The 14,642-nt window shown below is 68.6% G+C and carries 15 protein-coding genes; 9 read left to right on the top strand and 6 right to left on the bottom strand.

All coding sequences use genetic code 11. From position 1 onward, the window contains the following. Nucleotides 1–90: 90 nt before the first annotated feature. On the top strand, nucleotides 91–675 hold the full coding sequence (locus M3G03_RS00170; RefSeq protein WP_259807199.1) for a DUF488 family protein: 585 nt from the start codon (nucleotides 91–93) through the stop codon (nucleotides 673–675). Nucleotides 676–678: 3 nt separating this feature from the next. Here M3G03_RS00170 and M3G03_RS00165 read toward each other — a convergent pair whose 3' ends face one another. Continuing rightward, nucleotides 679–1,296 (bottom strand): molybdenum cofactor guanylyltransferase, encoded by a 618-nt coding sequence (locus M3G03_RS00165; RefSeq protein WP_259807197.1) that lies wholly within the window; start codon nucleotides 1,294–1,296, stop codon nucleotides 679–681. 46 nt (nucleotides 1,297–1,342) lie between these two features. On the opposite strand from M3G03_RS00165, the gene M3G03_RS00160 reads away from it, so the two are divergent. Genes M3G03_RS00160 through M3G03_RS00140 form a run of 5 tightly spaced genes read left to right on the top strand, consistent with a single transcriptional unit; the run spans nucleotide 1,343 to nucleotide 9,413 of the window. Continuing rightward, entirely contained in the window at nucleotides 1,343–5,053 is a 3,711-nt protein-coding gene (locus tag M3G03_RS00160) for a nitrate reductase subunit alpha (RefSeq protein WP_259807196.1), read from the top strand. After that, the gene (gene narH / locus M3G03_RS00155; protein ID WP_259807195.1) at nucleotides 5,053–6,669 is read left to right on the top strand and encodes a nitrate reductase subunit beta; all 1,617 of its coding nucleotides are present in this window, start codon (nucleotides 5,053–5,055) and stop codon (nucleotides 6,667–6,669) included. Before M3G03_RS00160 ends, narH begins: the two co-directional genes overlap by 1 nt. Then, nucleotides 6,669–7,436: a nitrate reductase molybdenum cofactor assembly chaperone gene (gene narJ / locus M3G03_RS00150; RefSeq protein WP_259807194.1), complete on the top strand. Its 768-nt coding sequence runs from the start codon at nucleotides 6,669–6,671 to the stop codon at nucleotides 7,434–7,436. Before narH ends, narJ begins: the two co-directional genes overlap by 1 nt. A 1-nt stretch (nucleotide 7,437) precedes the next feature. After that, a complete protein-coding gene (narI, locus tag M3G03_RS00145) occupies nucleotides 7,438–8,169 on the top strand; it encodes a respiratory nitrate reductase subunit gamma (RefSeq protein ID WP_259807193.1) in 732 nt (243 codons plus the stop codon). Then, entirely contained in the window at nucleotides 8,169–9,413 is a 1,245-nt protein-coding gene (locus M3G03_RS00140; RefSeq protein WP_259807192.1) for a NarK/NasA family nitrate transporter, read from the top strand. The genes narI and M3G03_RS00140 overlap by 1 nt, the downstream gene beginning before the upstream one ends. Before the next feature lie 11 nt (nucleotides 9,414–9,424). Here the strand turns inward: M3G03_RS00140 and M3G03_RS00135 are convergent, their stop codons facing one another. From M3G03_RS00135 to moaA, 3 genes are read right to left on the bottom strand one after another with little or no spacing between them, the layout of a single operon-like run. Beyond that, nucleotides 9,425–9,964 (bottom strand): molybdenum cofactor biosynthesis protein B, encoded by a 540-nt coding sequence (locus M3G03_RS00135; RefSeq protein ID WP_259807191.1) that lies wholly within the window; start codon nucleotides 9,962–9,964, stop codon nucleotides 9,425–9,427. Between the two features lie 3 nt (nucleotides 9,965–9,967). Beyond that, the gene (locus M3G03_RS00130) at nucleotides 9,968–10,201 is read right to left on the bottom strand and encodes a MoaD/ThiS family protein (protein WP_259807190.1); all 234 of its coding nucleotides are present in this window, start codon (nucleotides 10,199–10,201) and stop codon (nucleotides 9,968–9,970) included. A gap of 1 nt (nucleotide 10,202) precedes the next feature. Continuing rightward, nucleotides 10,203–11,219 carry a GTP 3',8-cyclase MoaA gene (gene moaA, locus M3G03_RS00125; RefSeq protein ID WP_259807188.1) on the bottom strand — a complete coding sequence of 339 codons (1,017 nt, stop codon included), beginning with the start codon at nucleotides 11,217–11,219 and terminating at the stop codon, nucleotides 10,203–10,205. A gap of 23 nt (nucleotides 11,220–11,242) precedes the next feature. On the opposite strand from moaA, the gene M3G03_RS00120 reads away from it, so the two are divergent. Beyond that, nucleotides 11,243–11,725 (top strand): molybdenum cofactor biosynthesis protein B, encoded by a 483-nt coding sequence (locus M3G03_RS00120; RefSeq protein ID WP_259807186.1) that lies wholly within the window; start codon nucleotides 11,243–11,245, stop codon nucleotides 11,723–11,725. A 25-nt stretch (nucleotides 11,726–11,750) separates the two neighbouring features. Here M3G03_RS00120 and moaC read toward each other — a convergent pair whose 3' ends face one another. Continuing rightward, entirely contained in the window at nucleotides 11,751–12,224 is a 474-nt protein-coding gene (gene moaC / locus M3G03_RS00115) for a cyclic pyranopterin monophosphate synthase MoaC (protein ID WP_259807184.1), read from the bottom strand. Then, nucleotides 12,221–13,444: a gephyrin-like molybdotransferase Glp gene (glp, locus tag M3G03_RS00110; protein WP_259807183.1), complete on the bottom strand. Its 1,224-nt coding sequence runs from the start codon at nucleotides 13,442–13,444 to the stop codon at nucleotides 12,221–12,223. The genes moaC and glp overlap by 4 nt, the downstream gene beginning before the upstream one ends. A gap of 36 nt (nucleotides 13,445–13,480) precedes the next feature. On the opposite strand from glp, the gene M3G03_RS00105 reads away from it, so the two are divergent. Together M3G03_RS00105 and M3G03_RS00100 are read left to right on the top strand one after the other, a co-directional pair. Beyond that, entirely contained in the window at nucleotides 13,481–13,897 is a 417-nt protein-coding gene (locus M3G03_RS00105) for a molybdenum cofactor biosynthesis protein MoaE (protein WP_259807182.1), read from the top strand. Continuing rightward, nucleotides 13,887–14,567, top strand: a complete 681-nt coding sequence (locus tag M3G03_RS00100; protein WP_259807181.1) for a HesA/MoeB/ThiF family protein — start codon at nucleotides 13,887–13,889, stop codon at nucleotides 14,565–14,567. Before M3G03_RS00105 ends, M3G03_RS00100 begins: the two co-directional genes overlap by 11 nt. The last annotated feature ends 75 nt before the right edge of the window (nucleotides 14,568–14,642 follow it).

Below are 14,642 nucleotides of genomic sequence, written 5' to 3'. Positions count from 1 at the left end.
AACGTGGCGCCGAGAGCACAGGGCGGCGGATGGGGGCGGAGGACATGCCCTCAAGAATATGCGCCACAGGGGAGCCCCAAGGAGATCCAAATGCCACACGAACATGTTTCGAAAACAATCTGGACAATTGGTCACTGGACCTGCCCGCCGGAACAGTTTCTACAGACCATCGAATATGCAGGGATTGACCTGGTCGCTGACGTGCGCGCTCTTCCCGGCTCGCGCCGCAGCCCCCAGTTCAACGCTGACCAGATGCAGGAGTGGCTGGAGGTTGACGGCATCGGCTACGTCCAGCTCCCCCTGCTGGCCGGACGCCGCAGGCGCCAGCCCGAGGTCGACCCCACCCTCAACGCGGGCTGGCAGAACGCCAGCTTCAAGAACTACGCCGACTACACCCAGACCGCCGACTACGAGCAGGGGATCGACGAGCTGACCGAACTCGCCAGCACCCACCACGTCGCGATCCTGTGCGGGGAACCGATGCCCTGGCGCTGCCACCGACTGCTCGTCTCCAACACCCTGACCGCCCGCGGCTGGCAGGTCGAGCACCTCATCACCACCGGCAAGCCACGCAAGCACCAACTGGGTATGTGGGGTGCGGACGCCGTCAACCACGACGGGGTGCTCACCTATCCCGCCGAGGGTGCCGACTGCGACGAGCAGCCGTCAAACTAGACATCACTCCTTGTCAGGGCGACCTCTTCCGGCTGGCGGGGGTACGTCGATCCCTGCCGCAGCCGCGGCAGCGGGGTCATCGACATCCAGCAGGAGCCCCGGGTCCAGCTCCACCGCCTCATGGCGGACGCCCGCGAGCAGCCGCCGGATCGAGATCTCGCGGGCGTCGCCGAACGGTGCCACCGCCGACCTCAGGGCGTCGGCTCGATAGCGCGCTGAGAGGAATTGCGGCCAGCCCTCGGCGTCAATCGGCACCAGGGCGTCGGCGTCTGGGGGCCACTCAGTGGCTGACAGTGCCGCGACCAGTTCGGCGGCGCGGGGCAGGTCGCAGGCGAGCAGCTGGACCGCGTCCGCGTCCGATGGGAGTGCTCGAAGGCCGGCAACGAGGCCGGCCGCCGGCCCGGAACCGGCGGGTTCCTCCCGCGTGAAGCTCACCCTCGGGTCGAGGGTCAACAGGTCGGCGAACGCGTCGGGGGCAACCACCACGACCGCGGCGCACTCCGCACAGGCATCCACCGCAAGCTGCAGCAGCGGGACGCCATTCAGCAACAGCCGTGCCTTGGGCGTTCCCATGCGCCGAGAAGCGCCGCCGGCAACAATCACCGCGCCGAGTTTTTCCATGGCGAAATCCTAGTGAAGGCGAGGATTCGATGATTTGATTGGTGCCATGACGGACCTTGCACGCACGGATGGCGCAGCGGCCAATGCACTTCTGGGCCTCGGACGATTCTTCACCCGCTGGGAGGAGTCAGCTGACGGGCGCGCGGTCTTCCGTGAAGGCGGTCGGCAGGGTGACGTCTTCTACCGCGACCGGTGGAGCCACGACAAGGTGGTCCGCTCCACCCACGGTGTGAACTGCACAGGCTCCTGCTCCTGGAAGGTCTACGTCAAGGACGGGATCATCACCTGGGAGGCCCAGCAGACCGACTACCCGAGCGTCGGGCCCGACCGTCCCGAGTACGAGCCCCGCGGCTGCCCCCGCGGCGCCGCTTTCAGCTGGTACACCTACTCGCCCACCCGCGTCCGGCACCCGTACGGACGCGCGGAGTTGATCGAGATGTACCGCGAGGCCCGGCAGCGACTGGGCGACCCGGTCGAGGCCTTCCGCGAGGTCTCCACCGACCCGGAGAAGCGCCGCCGCTACCAGCAGGCCCGCGGCAAGGGCGGCCTGGTCCGGATCAGCTGGGAGGAGGCGATGGAGCTCTGCGCCGCCAGCTATGTCAACACCATCAAGAACTACGGCCCCGACCGGATCGTCTCCTTCTCCCCGATCCCGGCGATGAGCCAGGTCTCCCACGCCATTGGCACCCGCTTCACCCACCTGCTCGGTGGGGCGATGACCTCCTTCTACGACTGGTACGCCGACCTCCCGGTGGCCAGCCCGCAGGTCTTCGGCGACCAGACCGACGTGCCCGAGTCCGGCGACTGGTGGGATGCCACCTACCTGATGATGTGGGGCTCCAACGTCCCGGTCACCCGGACCCCCGACGCCCACTGGATGGCCGAGGTCCGCTACCGCGGCACCAAGGTCGTCACCGTCGCCCCTGACTATGCCGACAACGTGAAGTTCGCCGACGAGTGGCTGCCCGCCCAGGCCGGCACCGATGGCGCCTTGGCGATGGCCATGGGGCACGTCATCCTCAAGGAGAACTTCGTCGAACGCGAAGTCCCCTTCTTCCGCGACTACGTCACCCAGAACACGGACCTCAGCATGCTGGTGAGGCTTGAGGAGCACCCCCAGGGGCACGGGCTCACTGCGTCCAAGTTCGTGCTCGCCAGCGACCTGCCTGAACACGCCAACCAGCCGGACGCTGCCTTCAAGACGGTGGTCTGGGATTCCGCCACCGGCCAGACCGCCGTGCCGCAGGGTTCGATGGGCTTCCGCCACAACGCCGAGGATGAGGGCCGCTGGAACCTGGAGTTGGGCGACCTGAAGCCCGCGCTCTCGGTGATGGACGCCCCCGGCCGGGGTGTCGCCGAGATCTCCCTGCCCTGCTTCGAGGACCCACGCGGCGAGGGCTCGATCATCCGCCGCGGCGTCCCGACCATCGAAGTCAACGGGATGACTTGCTGCACCGTTCTGGACCTGATGCTGGCCCAGTACGGCGTGGGTCGCGAGGGTCTGCCCGGGCAGTGGCCCACCGGCTATGACGATGCCAACACCCCCTACACCCCGGCCTGGCAGGAGTCGATCACGTCCGTGCCCGCCCAGGCCTGCCTACGCATCGCGCGGGAGTTCGCGAAGAACTCCGAGGAGTCCGAGGGCCGGACCATGATCATCATTGGCGCCGGCATCTGCCACTGGTACCACGCCGACACGACCTACCGCGCCATCATGTCGCTGCTCATGCTGACCGGCTGCATCGGTCGCAATGGTGGGGGCTGGGCGCACTACGTCGGCCAGGAGAAGTGCCGCCCGATCACCGGCTGGTTCAACATGGCCAATGCGCTGGACTGGTCGCGTCCCCCGCGGACCATGATCGGTACCGGCTACTGGTACATGCACACCGACCAGTGGCGCAATGACGGCTTCTCCGCCGATGCCATCACCTCCCCGCTCTCGCGGGGCAAGCTCGACGGCCTGCACGCCGCCGACGCGATGGCGCTGGCCAACCGCCTGGGCTGGATGCCCTTCTACCCGCAGTTCGACCAGAACCCGCTCGACCTGGCCGACGAGGCGCTGGCTGCCGTCGAACGCGGCGAGGCGGAGAACGTCAACCAGTGGGTCGCGCAGAAGCTGAAGAACGAGGAACTGCACTCCGCCATCGAGGACGTCGATGCCCCGCAGAACTGGCCGCGCACCATGATCCTGTGGCGCTCGAACCTGTTCGGTAGCTCCGCCAAGGGCGAGGAGTACTTCCTCAAGCACCTGCTCGGCACCCACAACAACGTGATGGCCACCGGGCATGGCACCGACAACCGGCCCCGCGACGTGAAGTACCACGAGCAGGCGCCGGAGGGGAAGCTCGACCTGCTGATCACCTCCGACTTCCGGATGACCTCCTCCACACTGCTCAGCGACATCGTGCTCCCGGCCGCGACCTGGTACGAGAAGTACGACATCTCCAGCACCGACATGCACCCCTATGTGCACGCCTTCACCCCGGCGATCGACCCGCCGTGGGAGGCGCGCAGCGACTTCCGCACCTTCCAGGAGCTCGCGACCGCGATCAGCCGCCTGGCCCGCAAGCACCTGGGCGTCCGCAAGGACATCGTGGCCGTCCCATTCCAGCACGACACCCCCGGGGAGCTGGCACAGCCCGGCGGCGTGGTGCCGGACTGGAAGGGCACCGACGTCCCGGCCGTCCCCGGTCGCAACATGCCGAACCTGATGATCGTCGAGCGCGACTACACCGCGATCGCCGACAAGCTGGTCTCGGTCGGGCCGCTGGCCGACCGGCTCGGCTTCACCACCAAGAACGTCACCTTCGACGTCACCAAGGTGGTCGACCTGTTGGGACGCAAGCACGGTGTCTTCGACTCCGGTCCCGCTGCCGGCCGTCCGGCGATCAACACCGACGAACGGATGGCCGAGGCGATCCTGGCCTTCTCCGGCACGACGAACGGCGAGCTCGCCACTCAGGGCTTCCACACCCTGGAGAAGCGCACCGGCGTCGAACTGGCGGACCTGTCGGCGGGCTCGGAGGAACGCCTGATCACCTTCGTCCAGACCCAGCAGGCACCGCAGCCGGTGATCACCTCCCCGGAGTGGTCCGGTTCGGAGACCGGCGGCCGCCGCTACACCGCGTTCACGATCAACACCGAGCGCAAGAAGCCCTGGCACACCCTCAGTGGACGCATGCACTTCTTCCTCGACCACGACTGGCTCATCGATGCCGGTGAGCAGTTGCCGATCTTCCGGCCCCCGCTGGACATGGGCCGGATGTACGGCGAACCCGAGATCGGCACCCGCGGTGAGAAGTCGATTGCGCTGCGCTACCTGACCGTCCACAACAAGTGGTCGATCCACTCCGAGTACCAGGACAACCTGTTCATGCTCTCGCTGGGTCGCGGAGGCCCACAGGCCTGGCTCTCGGTGCAGGACGCCGAGGCCATCGACGTGAAGGACAACGACTGGGTCGAGTGCACCAACGCCAACGGCGTCTTCGTGGCCCGCGCGGTGGTCAGCCACAAGCTGCCACCGGGTGTCGCCTATGTTCAGCACGCTCAGGAGCGCACCATCGACGTCCCCAAGTCCGAGGCCACCGGACGCCGCGGCGGCATCCACAACTCGGTCACCCGCATCCTGCTCAAGCCCACCCACCTGATCGGCGGCTACGCCCACCTGGCCTATGCGTTCAACTACATCGGCCCCACCGGCGTCAACCGCGACATCATCTCGACCATCCGCAAGCGCTCCCAGGAGGTGACGTACTGATGCGAGTCATGGCCCAGGTGGCGATGGTGATGAACCTCGACAAGTGCATCGGTTGCCACACGTGTTCGGTCACCTGCAAGCAGGCATGGACCAACCGCACCGGCACCGAGTACGTCTGGTTCAACAATGTGGAGACCCGACCCGGCCAGGGCTACCCGCGCCGGTACGAGGATCAGGAGAAGTGGCAGGGCGGCTGGGTCCGCACGGCGTCCGGGGGCATCAAGCTGCGCTCGGGTGGACGCCTGAAGAAGCTGCTGACCATCTTCGCGTCCCCGGTGCAACCGGAGATGGACGACTACTACGAGCCGTGGACCTATGACTACGAGACGCTCACCAATGCGCCGCTCGGGGATGACTTCCCGGTGGCACGCCCCAAATCGCTGATCACCGGACGCACCATGGCGATCGAGCAGTCGGCCAACTGGGACGACTCGCTGGGCGGTGGCCCGGGCTGGGAGGAACGCGACCCGATCGTCGAGAAGCTGCACGCCGAGTCCCAGGAGCGGATCCGGTTCGAGTACGAGAAGAGCTTCATGTTCTTCCTGCCCCGAATCTGCGAGCACTGCCTGAACCCGTCGTGCATGGCCGCCTGCCCCTCGGGCGCGATCTACAAGCGCGAGGAGGACGGCATCGTGCTCGTCGACCAGGACGCCTGCCGGGGTTGGCGCCAGTGCATCACCGGCTGCCCGTACAAGAAGATCTACTACAACCACCGCTCCGGCAAGGCCGAGAAGTGCCACTTCTGCTACCCACGCATCGAGGCCGGCATCCCGACCGTTTGCTCCGAGACCTGTGTCGGACGCCTGCGCCACATCGGCATCATCCTCTACGACGCCGATCGGGTGACGAAGGCGGCGGCGACCAAGGACCCCAAGGACCTCTACGCCGCCCAGCTGGAGGTCATGCTGGACCCGAACGACCCGGAAGTGCTGCGCGCAGCCCGCGCCCAGGGCATCGCCGAGGACTGGCTCGATGCCGCCAGGCGCTCGCCGGTGTACGCGCTGATCAAGCACTACCGGGTGGCGCTGCCGCTGCACCCGGAGTACCGCACCATGCCGATGGTCTGGTACATCCCGCCGCTGTCGCCGGTCGTTGACCTGCTGCGTGAGCAGGGGCACGATGCCGAGGCGGCCGGGAACCTGTTCGGGGCGATCGATGCCCTGCGCATCCCGGTGGACTACCTGGCCGAGCTGTTCACCGCCGGTGACCCCGCCCCGGTGATCGACGTGCTGCAGAAGCTGGCGGCGATGCGTTCCTACATGCGTGAGGTGACCCTGCGTGGCAAGGGCGACCCGACCATCGCCGAAGCCGTCGGGATGACCCCGCAGGCGATGGAGCAGCTCTATCGCCTGGTCGCCATCGCCAGGTACAACGAGCGCTATGTGATCCCCAAGGCGCACTACGAGATGGCCCACAACCTGGAGGAGATGGGCTGCTCGGTCGACTTCGACGGGTCGGTGACCGACGACGGGCCCTTCGGCAGTGGTTCTGGTGCCCCGGTTCCGGTGGCGATCGAGACCTTCGCGTCGATGCAGGCACGCCGGGCTGCAGCCGAGGCCGACCAGGCCCCGCCGCCGCTGCCGCCGGCCGGCGACGAAGTGCCCGGAGTCCGCTGATGTGGGGGAGATCCAAGAGGGCTGAAGCGTCACCGGAACCGTCGGCCCCGCAGAAGGAGTCGGCCCAGCAGAAGGAAGTGGGCGACAGGACGGTGGCCGTGGTGTACCAGGCGGCGTCCCTGCTGTTGACCTACCCGGACGAGGAACTGCTTGGACGTCTCGACATGCTCGAGCAGGCGCTGGTCGGCACCGGGGCGGAGGCCCAGTTCGCGCCGACCCTGTCCCATCTGCGCTCGATGCCGTTGGCGGGGGCGCAGTCATGGCATGTGCAGGAGTTCGACATTTCACGCCGGCATGCCCTGCACCTGTCCTACTGGACCGACGGTGACACCCGCCGGCGCGGGCAGGTGTTGGCCCAGTTCAAGCAGGTTTATCGCGACTCCGGGCTGCTGGTCGACCTGGCCGGCGAGCTGCCTGACCACCTGCCGATGGTCCTCGAGTTCGCCGCGATCGGTGACCCTGAACGGGGACGCGACCTGTTGCGCCGCTACCGGCCCAGCCTCGAACTGTTGCGTCTGCAGCTCGAGAAGGACGACCTGCCGCAGGCGGGCATCCTGCAGGCCATCTGTGCCACCCTGCCCGGGCCCTCGCCGACCACTCGCGCGGAGGTCCAGGCCCTGGCCGAGGCGGCGATGCCGGTCGAGACCGTCGGGCTCGATGGCTACGGGGGAGACCCGGTGACCTTCCTGCCGGATCCGCTGGTGCGTCCCGCCGGCGCAGACCCCACCCAGCAATGCCAGCCTGCCCAGCCAACCGAGAGGCCGTGAGATGAGTGTCTTCCTGTGGGGCGTCCTGCCCTACCTGACTCTGCTGCTGCTGATCGGTGGCCTGTGGTATCGGCGGCGCTTCGACCAGTTCGGCTGGACCAGCCGCAGTTCGCAGATCTACGAGAAGAGCATCCTCAAGATCGCCTCGCCGCTGTTCCACTATGCGCTGTTCGCGGTGCTCGGCGGTCACCTGGTGGGTCTGCTCATCCCCAAGGAGTGGACCTACAGGGTGGGGATCAGCCAGCACACCTACCACCTGATGGCTCTGGTGGTCGGCGGTATCGCCGGTGTCGTCTGCGTCCTGGCCCTGTTCGCGCTGATCATCCGGCGCCGCACCAACCCGTCGGTGTTCGCCGCCACGACGTGGAATGACAAGGGCATGTACGTCGTCCTGACCGCAGCGCTGGTGCTCGGTCTGGTGGCCACCTTCTTCGGCGGGGAGCGCCCGAACGGTGAAGAGGTGAACTACCGCGACACCGTCTCGGTCTGGTTCCGCTCGTTGTTCACCTTTAAGCCGAACATCGCGGCGATGGAAGCCGCGACCCTGCCCTTCAAGATCCACGTGGTGGTGGGTCTGCTCCTGTTCTGCATCCTGCCGCTGACCCGCCTGGTGCACGCCTTCGCCGCACCCGTGCAGTACCTGTTCCGCCCCTACATCGTCTACCGCAGCCGCGGCACCCGCCCCGTCCAGGGCAGCAGCTGGCAGACCGTCGGTCAGAAGAGGACCCGATGATGAGCACTTCCGCCACCCCCACGTCCCCGGCCCCCACCTCGCCTGCCGCTGGCCATGACCTGCGGCAGCAGCTGCCCCAGGTGATCCTGGCGACGATCGCGTCCATGACCGGTTTCTGGGCCTGGATGTCGATTGCGCCGCTGCAGAAGACCTATGCCACCTCGATGGGCCTGTCCGAGGGCCAGATCGCGATCATGCTCGCGATGCCGGTGCTCGTTGGTTCGCTGGGGCGCATCCTGGTCGGTGCGCTGACTGACCGATACGGCGGCCGCACGATGTTCGCGACCATCCTGCTCCTCGCCGCACCGGCGGTCATCCTGGTGTCGGTGGCCGGGGAGATGAAGTCCTACCCGCTGCTGCTGGCTGCCGGTTTCTACCTCGGTATTGCCGGCACCGTGTTCGCCATCGGCATCCCCTTCTCCTCGGCCTGGTACGAGCCCGAGAAGCGCGGTCTGGCCAATGGCATCTTCGGGATGGGCATGTGCGGCACCGCGGTGGCTGCTCTGGTCACGCCCCGCCTGGCCAAGGGCAGCCTGGGCTACGCAGGCACCCACTACGCGATCGCCGGCGTGCTGGTGGTGATGGCTGCCGTCGTCTGGTTCCTGATGAAGGAGTCCCCGGCCTGGGACCGCCAGGTGAATCCGATCATCCCGCGCATCACAGCCGCGCTGAAGCTGGGTATCACCTGGCAGATGTGCTTCCTCTACGCCATCGTCTTCGGCGGTTTCGTGGCCTTCTCGACCTTCCTGCCGAAGTACCTCACCACCGTCTACCCGACGGAGGTGGACGTCATCGGCGCCGGCAACCGCATGGCAATGTTCGTGTTGGCTGCGGTGGTCGCCCGCCCCTTTGGCGGGACGCTCGCCGACAAGTTCGGGGCCAGGATCATCTCGGCGATCGCCTTCGTGGGCATCATCGTCACCGCCGCAATCGTGAGCTTCCAGCCGCCGGAGGGCATCGTCACAGGCGTCACCTTCCTGCTGATGGCTGCCTCCCTGGGCCTTGGCCAGGGTTCGATCTTCGGCTGGGTACCGCGGGTCGCGCCCAAGGACAAGGTCGGCGCTGTCTCGGGAACGGTGGCCGCGGCCGGTGGTCTGGGCGGCTACTTCCCGCCGCTGTTGATGGCCGCGACCTACAACCCCGAGACCCGTTCGTACGCCTTCGGCCTGTGGGCGCTGGTCATCACGGCAGCGCTGGGCCTGGTGCTGACGCTGCTGCTCAAGGGACGTCGCACCACCGCTTGACCTGGAGCGGGTCAGCCGCTGCGGCTAACGCCGCGCAGGTCGCGCAACAGGTGGTGCAGGACCTCGCCGAGGACACTGGTCGCGTCCGCCGCGCCCCTACGGGAGCTGGGGGAGTTCAGCACCACCACACGCCGCTCGCCGTCGCGGACGATGCCGCAGACCGCCCGCGAGAGCATCGACACGGGGGTCCTGGCTGTGCCGCGGCGCCGGATCTCCTCGGCGATCCCGGGCAGTTCCACCACACCGAGAGCGAGGGTTTCGTCCACCACGACATCACCGGGGCGCACGCCAGTGCCGCCCGAGGTCACCACGACGTCGGCACTCGCGATGGCCTGTGCCAACGCAGCTCGGACGCTGTCGACGTCTGGGGGGACGATGGTGAGCGTGACGTCGCAGCCCAGCTCCTCCAGGGCCTCGACCAGGGTGCGCCCGGAGCGGTTCTCGCAGACTCCGTCGGTCGTGTGGGTCACGATCAGCACATGGGCGGCTGCCTCCCCCAATGCCGGGGTCGCGCCCTCACAGATGACGGGTGCGTTGTGGTGCTCGGTCACGACCTACCCGCCTGCGAAGGGGGGTAGTACGTCCAGGGTCTGCGCGTCGCTGGGCCAGGGGGCGTCCCCGGGCAGCGACTTCTTGTCGACCAGGAAGCTGCACCGCTGCAGGACCTCGGCGGCGTCCGGATGCACACCGGTCAGCACCTCGCGGATCGTGCCCTCCCGTGGGTCGTCGATGGTCTCCTCGGTGGTGCCGGCGGCCTGGGCCGCACCGGCGAACCAGCGAATCAGCATGTCATCCTCCGATCGCGTTCATGGGTCGGTCTGGCTGCTCGAAGCCGGGGCCGAAACCGCCGTGGCCCGAGCCATGGGCACGCGGCTTCTCCCACATCGTCCCGGCCCAGAGTTCGACGATCTGGTCATCGGTCGCGCCCCCCCGCAGAGGAGTGCGCAGGTCGGTCTCGTCGCGGGAGAACAGGCAGGAACGCAGCTGCCCATCCGCGCTGATGCGGGTGCGGTCGCAGACTCCGCAGAAGGGTTCGGTGACCGAGGCGATGATGCCCAGGGTGCCGCGCACGGTGCCGTTGTCCACGACCTCCCAGCGGGCAGCGGGGGCGGCTCCGCGCCCGGGCAGGGGACGCAATTCATAGCGCTCCTCGGCCATCGCGCGCACCGCATCGGCGGAGATGAGGTTCTCGGCGGCCCAGTCGCGGGTGGCGCCGATCGGCATCTGTTCGATGACACGCAACTCGGTGCCCTCGTTGAGGCAGAAGTCGAGCAGGTCGAGGAACTGGCTGTCGTTGACGCCCTTGGTGAGCACCGCGTTCACCTTGACCGGACCCAGGCCCGCCTCCGAGGCCGCGCGAATGCCGGCGATCACTGACGTCAGGCCGTCCCTGCGGGTGATGGCCTGGTAGGTCTCGGCGTGGATGGTGTCGAGGGAGATGTTGGCCCGGTCGACGCCCGCTCGCTTGAGGTCATGGGCCAGGGCGGCGAGGCCGACGCCATTGGTGGTGAGGCCGATCTCGACCTCCGGGTGCGGGCCGGCGATGCGCTCGACGATCTCGACCAGGTCGGGGCGGGTCAGCGGCTCACCACCAGTGAGACGGATCTTGGTGATGCCGAGACGCTCGATCCCCACCCTGGCCAGGCGGGCGAGTTCCTCGGCGGTCAGGATGGTCGGTCGTGGCAGCCAGGTCACGCCCGTGGCGGGCAGGCAGTAGGTGCAGCGGAGGTTGCAGACATCAGTGACCGACAGCCGAAGGTCCGTGGCCGTGCGACCGAAACGGTCGGCGAGGGGCAGGACGGACATGCGTTCGACTCTACACTGGCGTGATGAACGTCTCATCGGTGGTGGTCACTGCCTCGGACCGGATCAGCTCCGGCATCGGGGAGGACCGCTCCGGCCGCTTGCTGGCGGAGTGGCTGCGCGGACGCGGGTTTGAGGTGTCGCAGGTGCTGGTGCCTGATGGGGCACCGGTCGCTGCGGCGGTCTCGGACGCTGTCGCTTCGGGTGCGGCGCTGGTTCTCACCACGGGTGGCACCGGGATCACTCCGCGCGACCTGACCCCGCAGGTGGTGGCCCCGTTGCTCTCCGTGGAGATCCCGGGGATCCTTGAGCTGGTGCGAGCCAAAGGGGCGTCCGCTGGAGTGGTGGGGGCGGCCCTGACCCGCGGCGTCGCCGGCGTGATCGAGGGCTCCGTGCGGACGGTCGTGATCACGCTCCCGGGCAGCGTCGGTGGCTGCCGGGACGCCATCGACGTGCTGGACCCGCTGCTGGACCACCTGCTCGCCCAGGCCGCGGGCGGAGATCACTGAGCGGTTCGTGCCGAGTTCGCAGGACTCAGGCGCGGTGCCAGTCGCCGGACTTGCCGCCGGACTTGGCGATCAGCTCGACCCCGGCGATCCGGACGCCCTTGTCGAGCCCCTTGACCATGTCCACCACGGCGAGTGCTGCCACGGAGGCAGCAGTCAGCGCCTCCATCTCGACGCCGGTGCGGTCAGCGGTGGCGCATTCGGCGGTGATGGTCAGGACCTCGCCCTCGCGTTCGATGTCGACGGTGGTCCCGTGCACGCCGATCACATGGGCGAGCGGCAACAGCTCAGGCGTCTTCTTGGCAGCCGCGATCCCGGCGATGCGCGCGACGGCGAGCACGTCACCCTTGGGCACGGCGTCGTCATCCATCACCGACGCCACGGTCGGCCCCAGCTCGACCACCGCACGCGCGGTGGCGCGACGGACGGTGGGCTGCTTGCCGGAGACATCGACCATGCGGGCGGCGCCTCGGGAATCGACGTGGGTGAACTGCTGGCTCATGGCACCATCATGACCTTGATCTCGTCGCCGGCACGAACCTCGGACGCCTCCGCGTCGACCATCGCGAAGCCGTCCACCCCGACCAGCCGGCTGACCAGGTGCGACAGCGAGCCTCCGGCGGTGGCCTGGCTGGCCTCATGGCCGGTGGCCCCGAGCATGAGTCGCACCGGCATGAACTGGGCGCGTCCCGGCTTCTTCGACCAACCCTCGGTCAAGGTGGCGGTGAGCGGCTGGGCGGCAGGACGCCCGGAGGCTGCGTCCAGCCAGGGCCGCACGAAGCCCAGGAAGCTGACCACGGTGGACACCGGGTTGCCGGGCAGGCAGAAGATCGTCACGCCGTCGATCACTCCCACGCCCTGCGGCTTGCCGGGCTGCATCGCGACCTGGCCGAACTCGACGCCGCGCTCGGCCAGGGTCTGGCGCACCACCTCGAAGGCGCCGGCGCTGACCCCACCGGTGAAGACCAGCACGTCAACATCGGCGAGCAGTCCGGGGAGGACAGCAGCCATGGCGTCAGGGTCGTCGTGGGCCATGGTCACCCGGTCGACCGGATGTCCCAGCGACTCGCACAGGGCAGCCAGCGCATAGGAGTTGGAGTCGTGCAGCTGCCCGGGTTCCAGCGGTTCACCCGGACCGCGCAGCTCAGCCCCGGTCGCGACGCAGCGCACGCGGGGGAGCCGCAGCACGGGGATCGTGGGGCGTCCCAGCGCGGCGAGGGCGGCGACTTCGAGCGGTCCGACCATCGTCCCCGCGGACGCCACCAGGCTGCCGGACTCGACGTCTGAGCCAGTCCTGCGGGTGGCGTCGTTCAGGGGAGGGACCTCACGGACCGTGATCTGCGTCGGCAGCGGAACCGGCCCGCGGGGAATGTCGGTCAGCTCGACCGCCACCACGGTGTCCGCGCCCGCCGGAATCCCGGCGCCGGTCATCACCCGGACTGCCGTCCCCTCGGTGACCTCACCGTCTGCGGGGGCACCGGCGGGGACATCGCCGACCACGCGCAGCACGACGCCCTCGCGGAGATCGGCGTGCCGCACCGCGAAACCGTCCATGGCCGAGACGTCGGTGGCGGGCAGGTTGAGGGTCGCGTGCACATCCTCGGCCAGCACCAGTCGGCGGGCTTCGAGCACGGGCACGTCCACCCGAGTCGGCGCGGGCGCCAAGGCCACGCAGGCCTCCCGATGCTGCTCGAATGTTCGGTGCCAGGCCACATCGCTCATGTCGCCCATCCTTGCAGGTGAGCTAGGTTGAAGGGCATGCCCCATGCAGCCATCTCCGGCACCCCGCTGGATCCCATCCGCGCCCGAGAGGCAGTGGTGACCAGGGCCGACGGCGCCTGCGTCCTGTTCGAGGGAATCGTGCGGGACCACGACCATGACCGCCCCGTCACCGCACTGAGCTACTCCGCCCACCCCGAGGCCGCCCGCATCATGGCCGAGGTCGCTGCCGAGGTGGAGACCGAGTTCGGAGTCGCGATCCATGCCGAGCACCGCGTCGGCGACCTGGTCGTCGGCGACCTGGCGCTCGTCGCTGCGTGCGCTTCCGCTCACCGCGCCGAGGCATTCACCGCCTGCGCGGCCCTGGTGGACCGCATCAAGGAGCGCGTCCCGGTCTGGAAGCACCAGACCTTCGCCGACGGCACCACGGAGTGGGTGGGTCTGGGTGAATGCTGAGGACGACCAGTGGTTCCGGCAGCGACGACTGCTGGGCGAAGGCCATGAGAAACTGCGCAACTCCCGCGTCCTCGTGGTGGGGTGCGGTGGCCTGGGTGCCGGGGCGATCCCCGCGCTGACGGCGGCCGGTATCGGTCACCTGACCCTGCTCGACGACGACCACGTCGTCACCTCCAACCTGAACCGGCAGACCCTGTTCACCACCGAGGACGTCGGTCGGCGCAAGGTCGAACTCGCCACTGCGCGCATGCGGGCGCTGTCGCCCGACAGTGAGATCGAGGGACGCCACTACCGCCTGACCGCCGACGACGTCGACCTCGTCGCGGCCCACGACCTGGTCGTGGACTGCACGGACCGGCAGGCCTCCCGAGCAGCGATCTCAGCCGCCTGCCGGGCTGCGGGGCGTCCGTGGGTGTGGGCGGGCATCGACGGCTGGACCGCCGTGGTCTCGGTCTTCGTGCCCGGCGGTCCGCAGTGGGAGGACGTCGTGGGCGTCCGCGAGGAACTGCCCGCGCCGCCGCAAATCCTGGGTGCCACGCCGACCCTGGCCGGGGCCTGGGAAGCCGCCGAGGCGGTCAAGGTTCTGACGGGCCTGGGCGAACCACTCGCCGGACGCCTGGCCGTCATCGACCTGCTGTCCGGCACGGTCCGTTTCGTCGACCTGGTCTGACGACTGGCGCCCCTCGGGCTGGGCGGTGACGGTCAGGAGCAGTCCGGTGATGGGCCGCGACCCGACGGGGCTGGA

Origin of the sequence: Aestuariimicrobium sp. p3-SID1156, assembly GCF_025144225.1 — a bacterium.
Lineage (GTDB): Bacteria > Actinomycetota > Actinomycetes > Propionibacteriales > Propionibacteriaceae > Aestuariimicrobium.
Note: the sequence above shows the minus strand (reverse complement) of the source record. Positions and strands in the feature narration are given on the sequence as shown.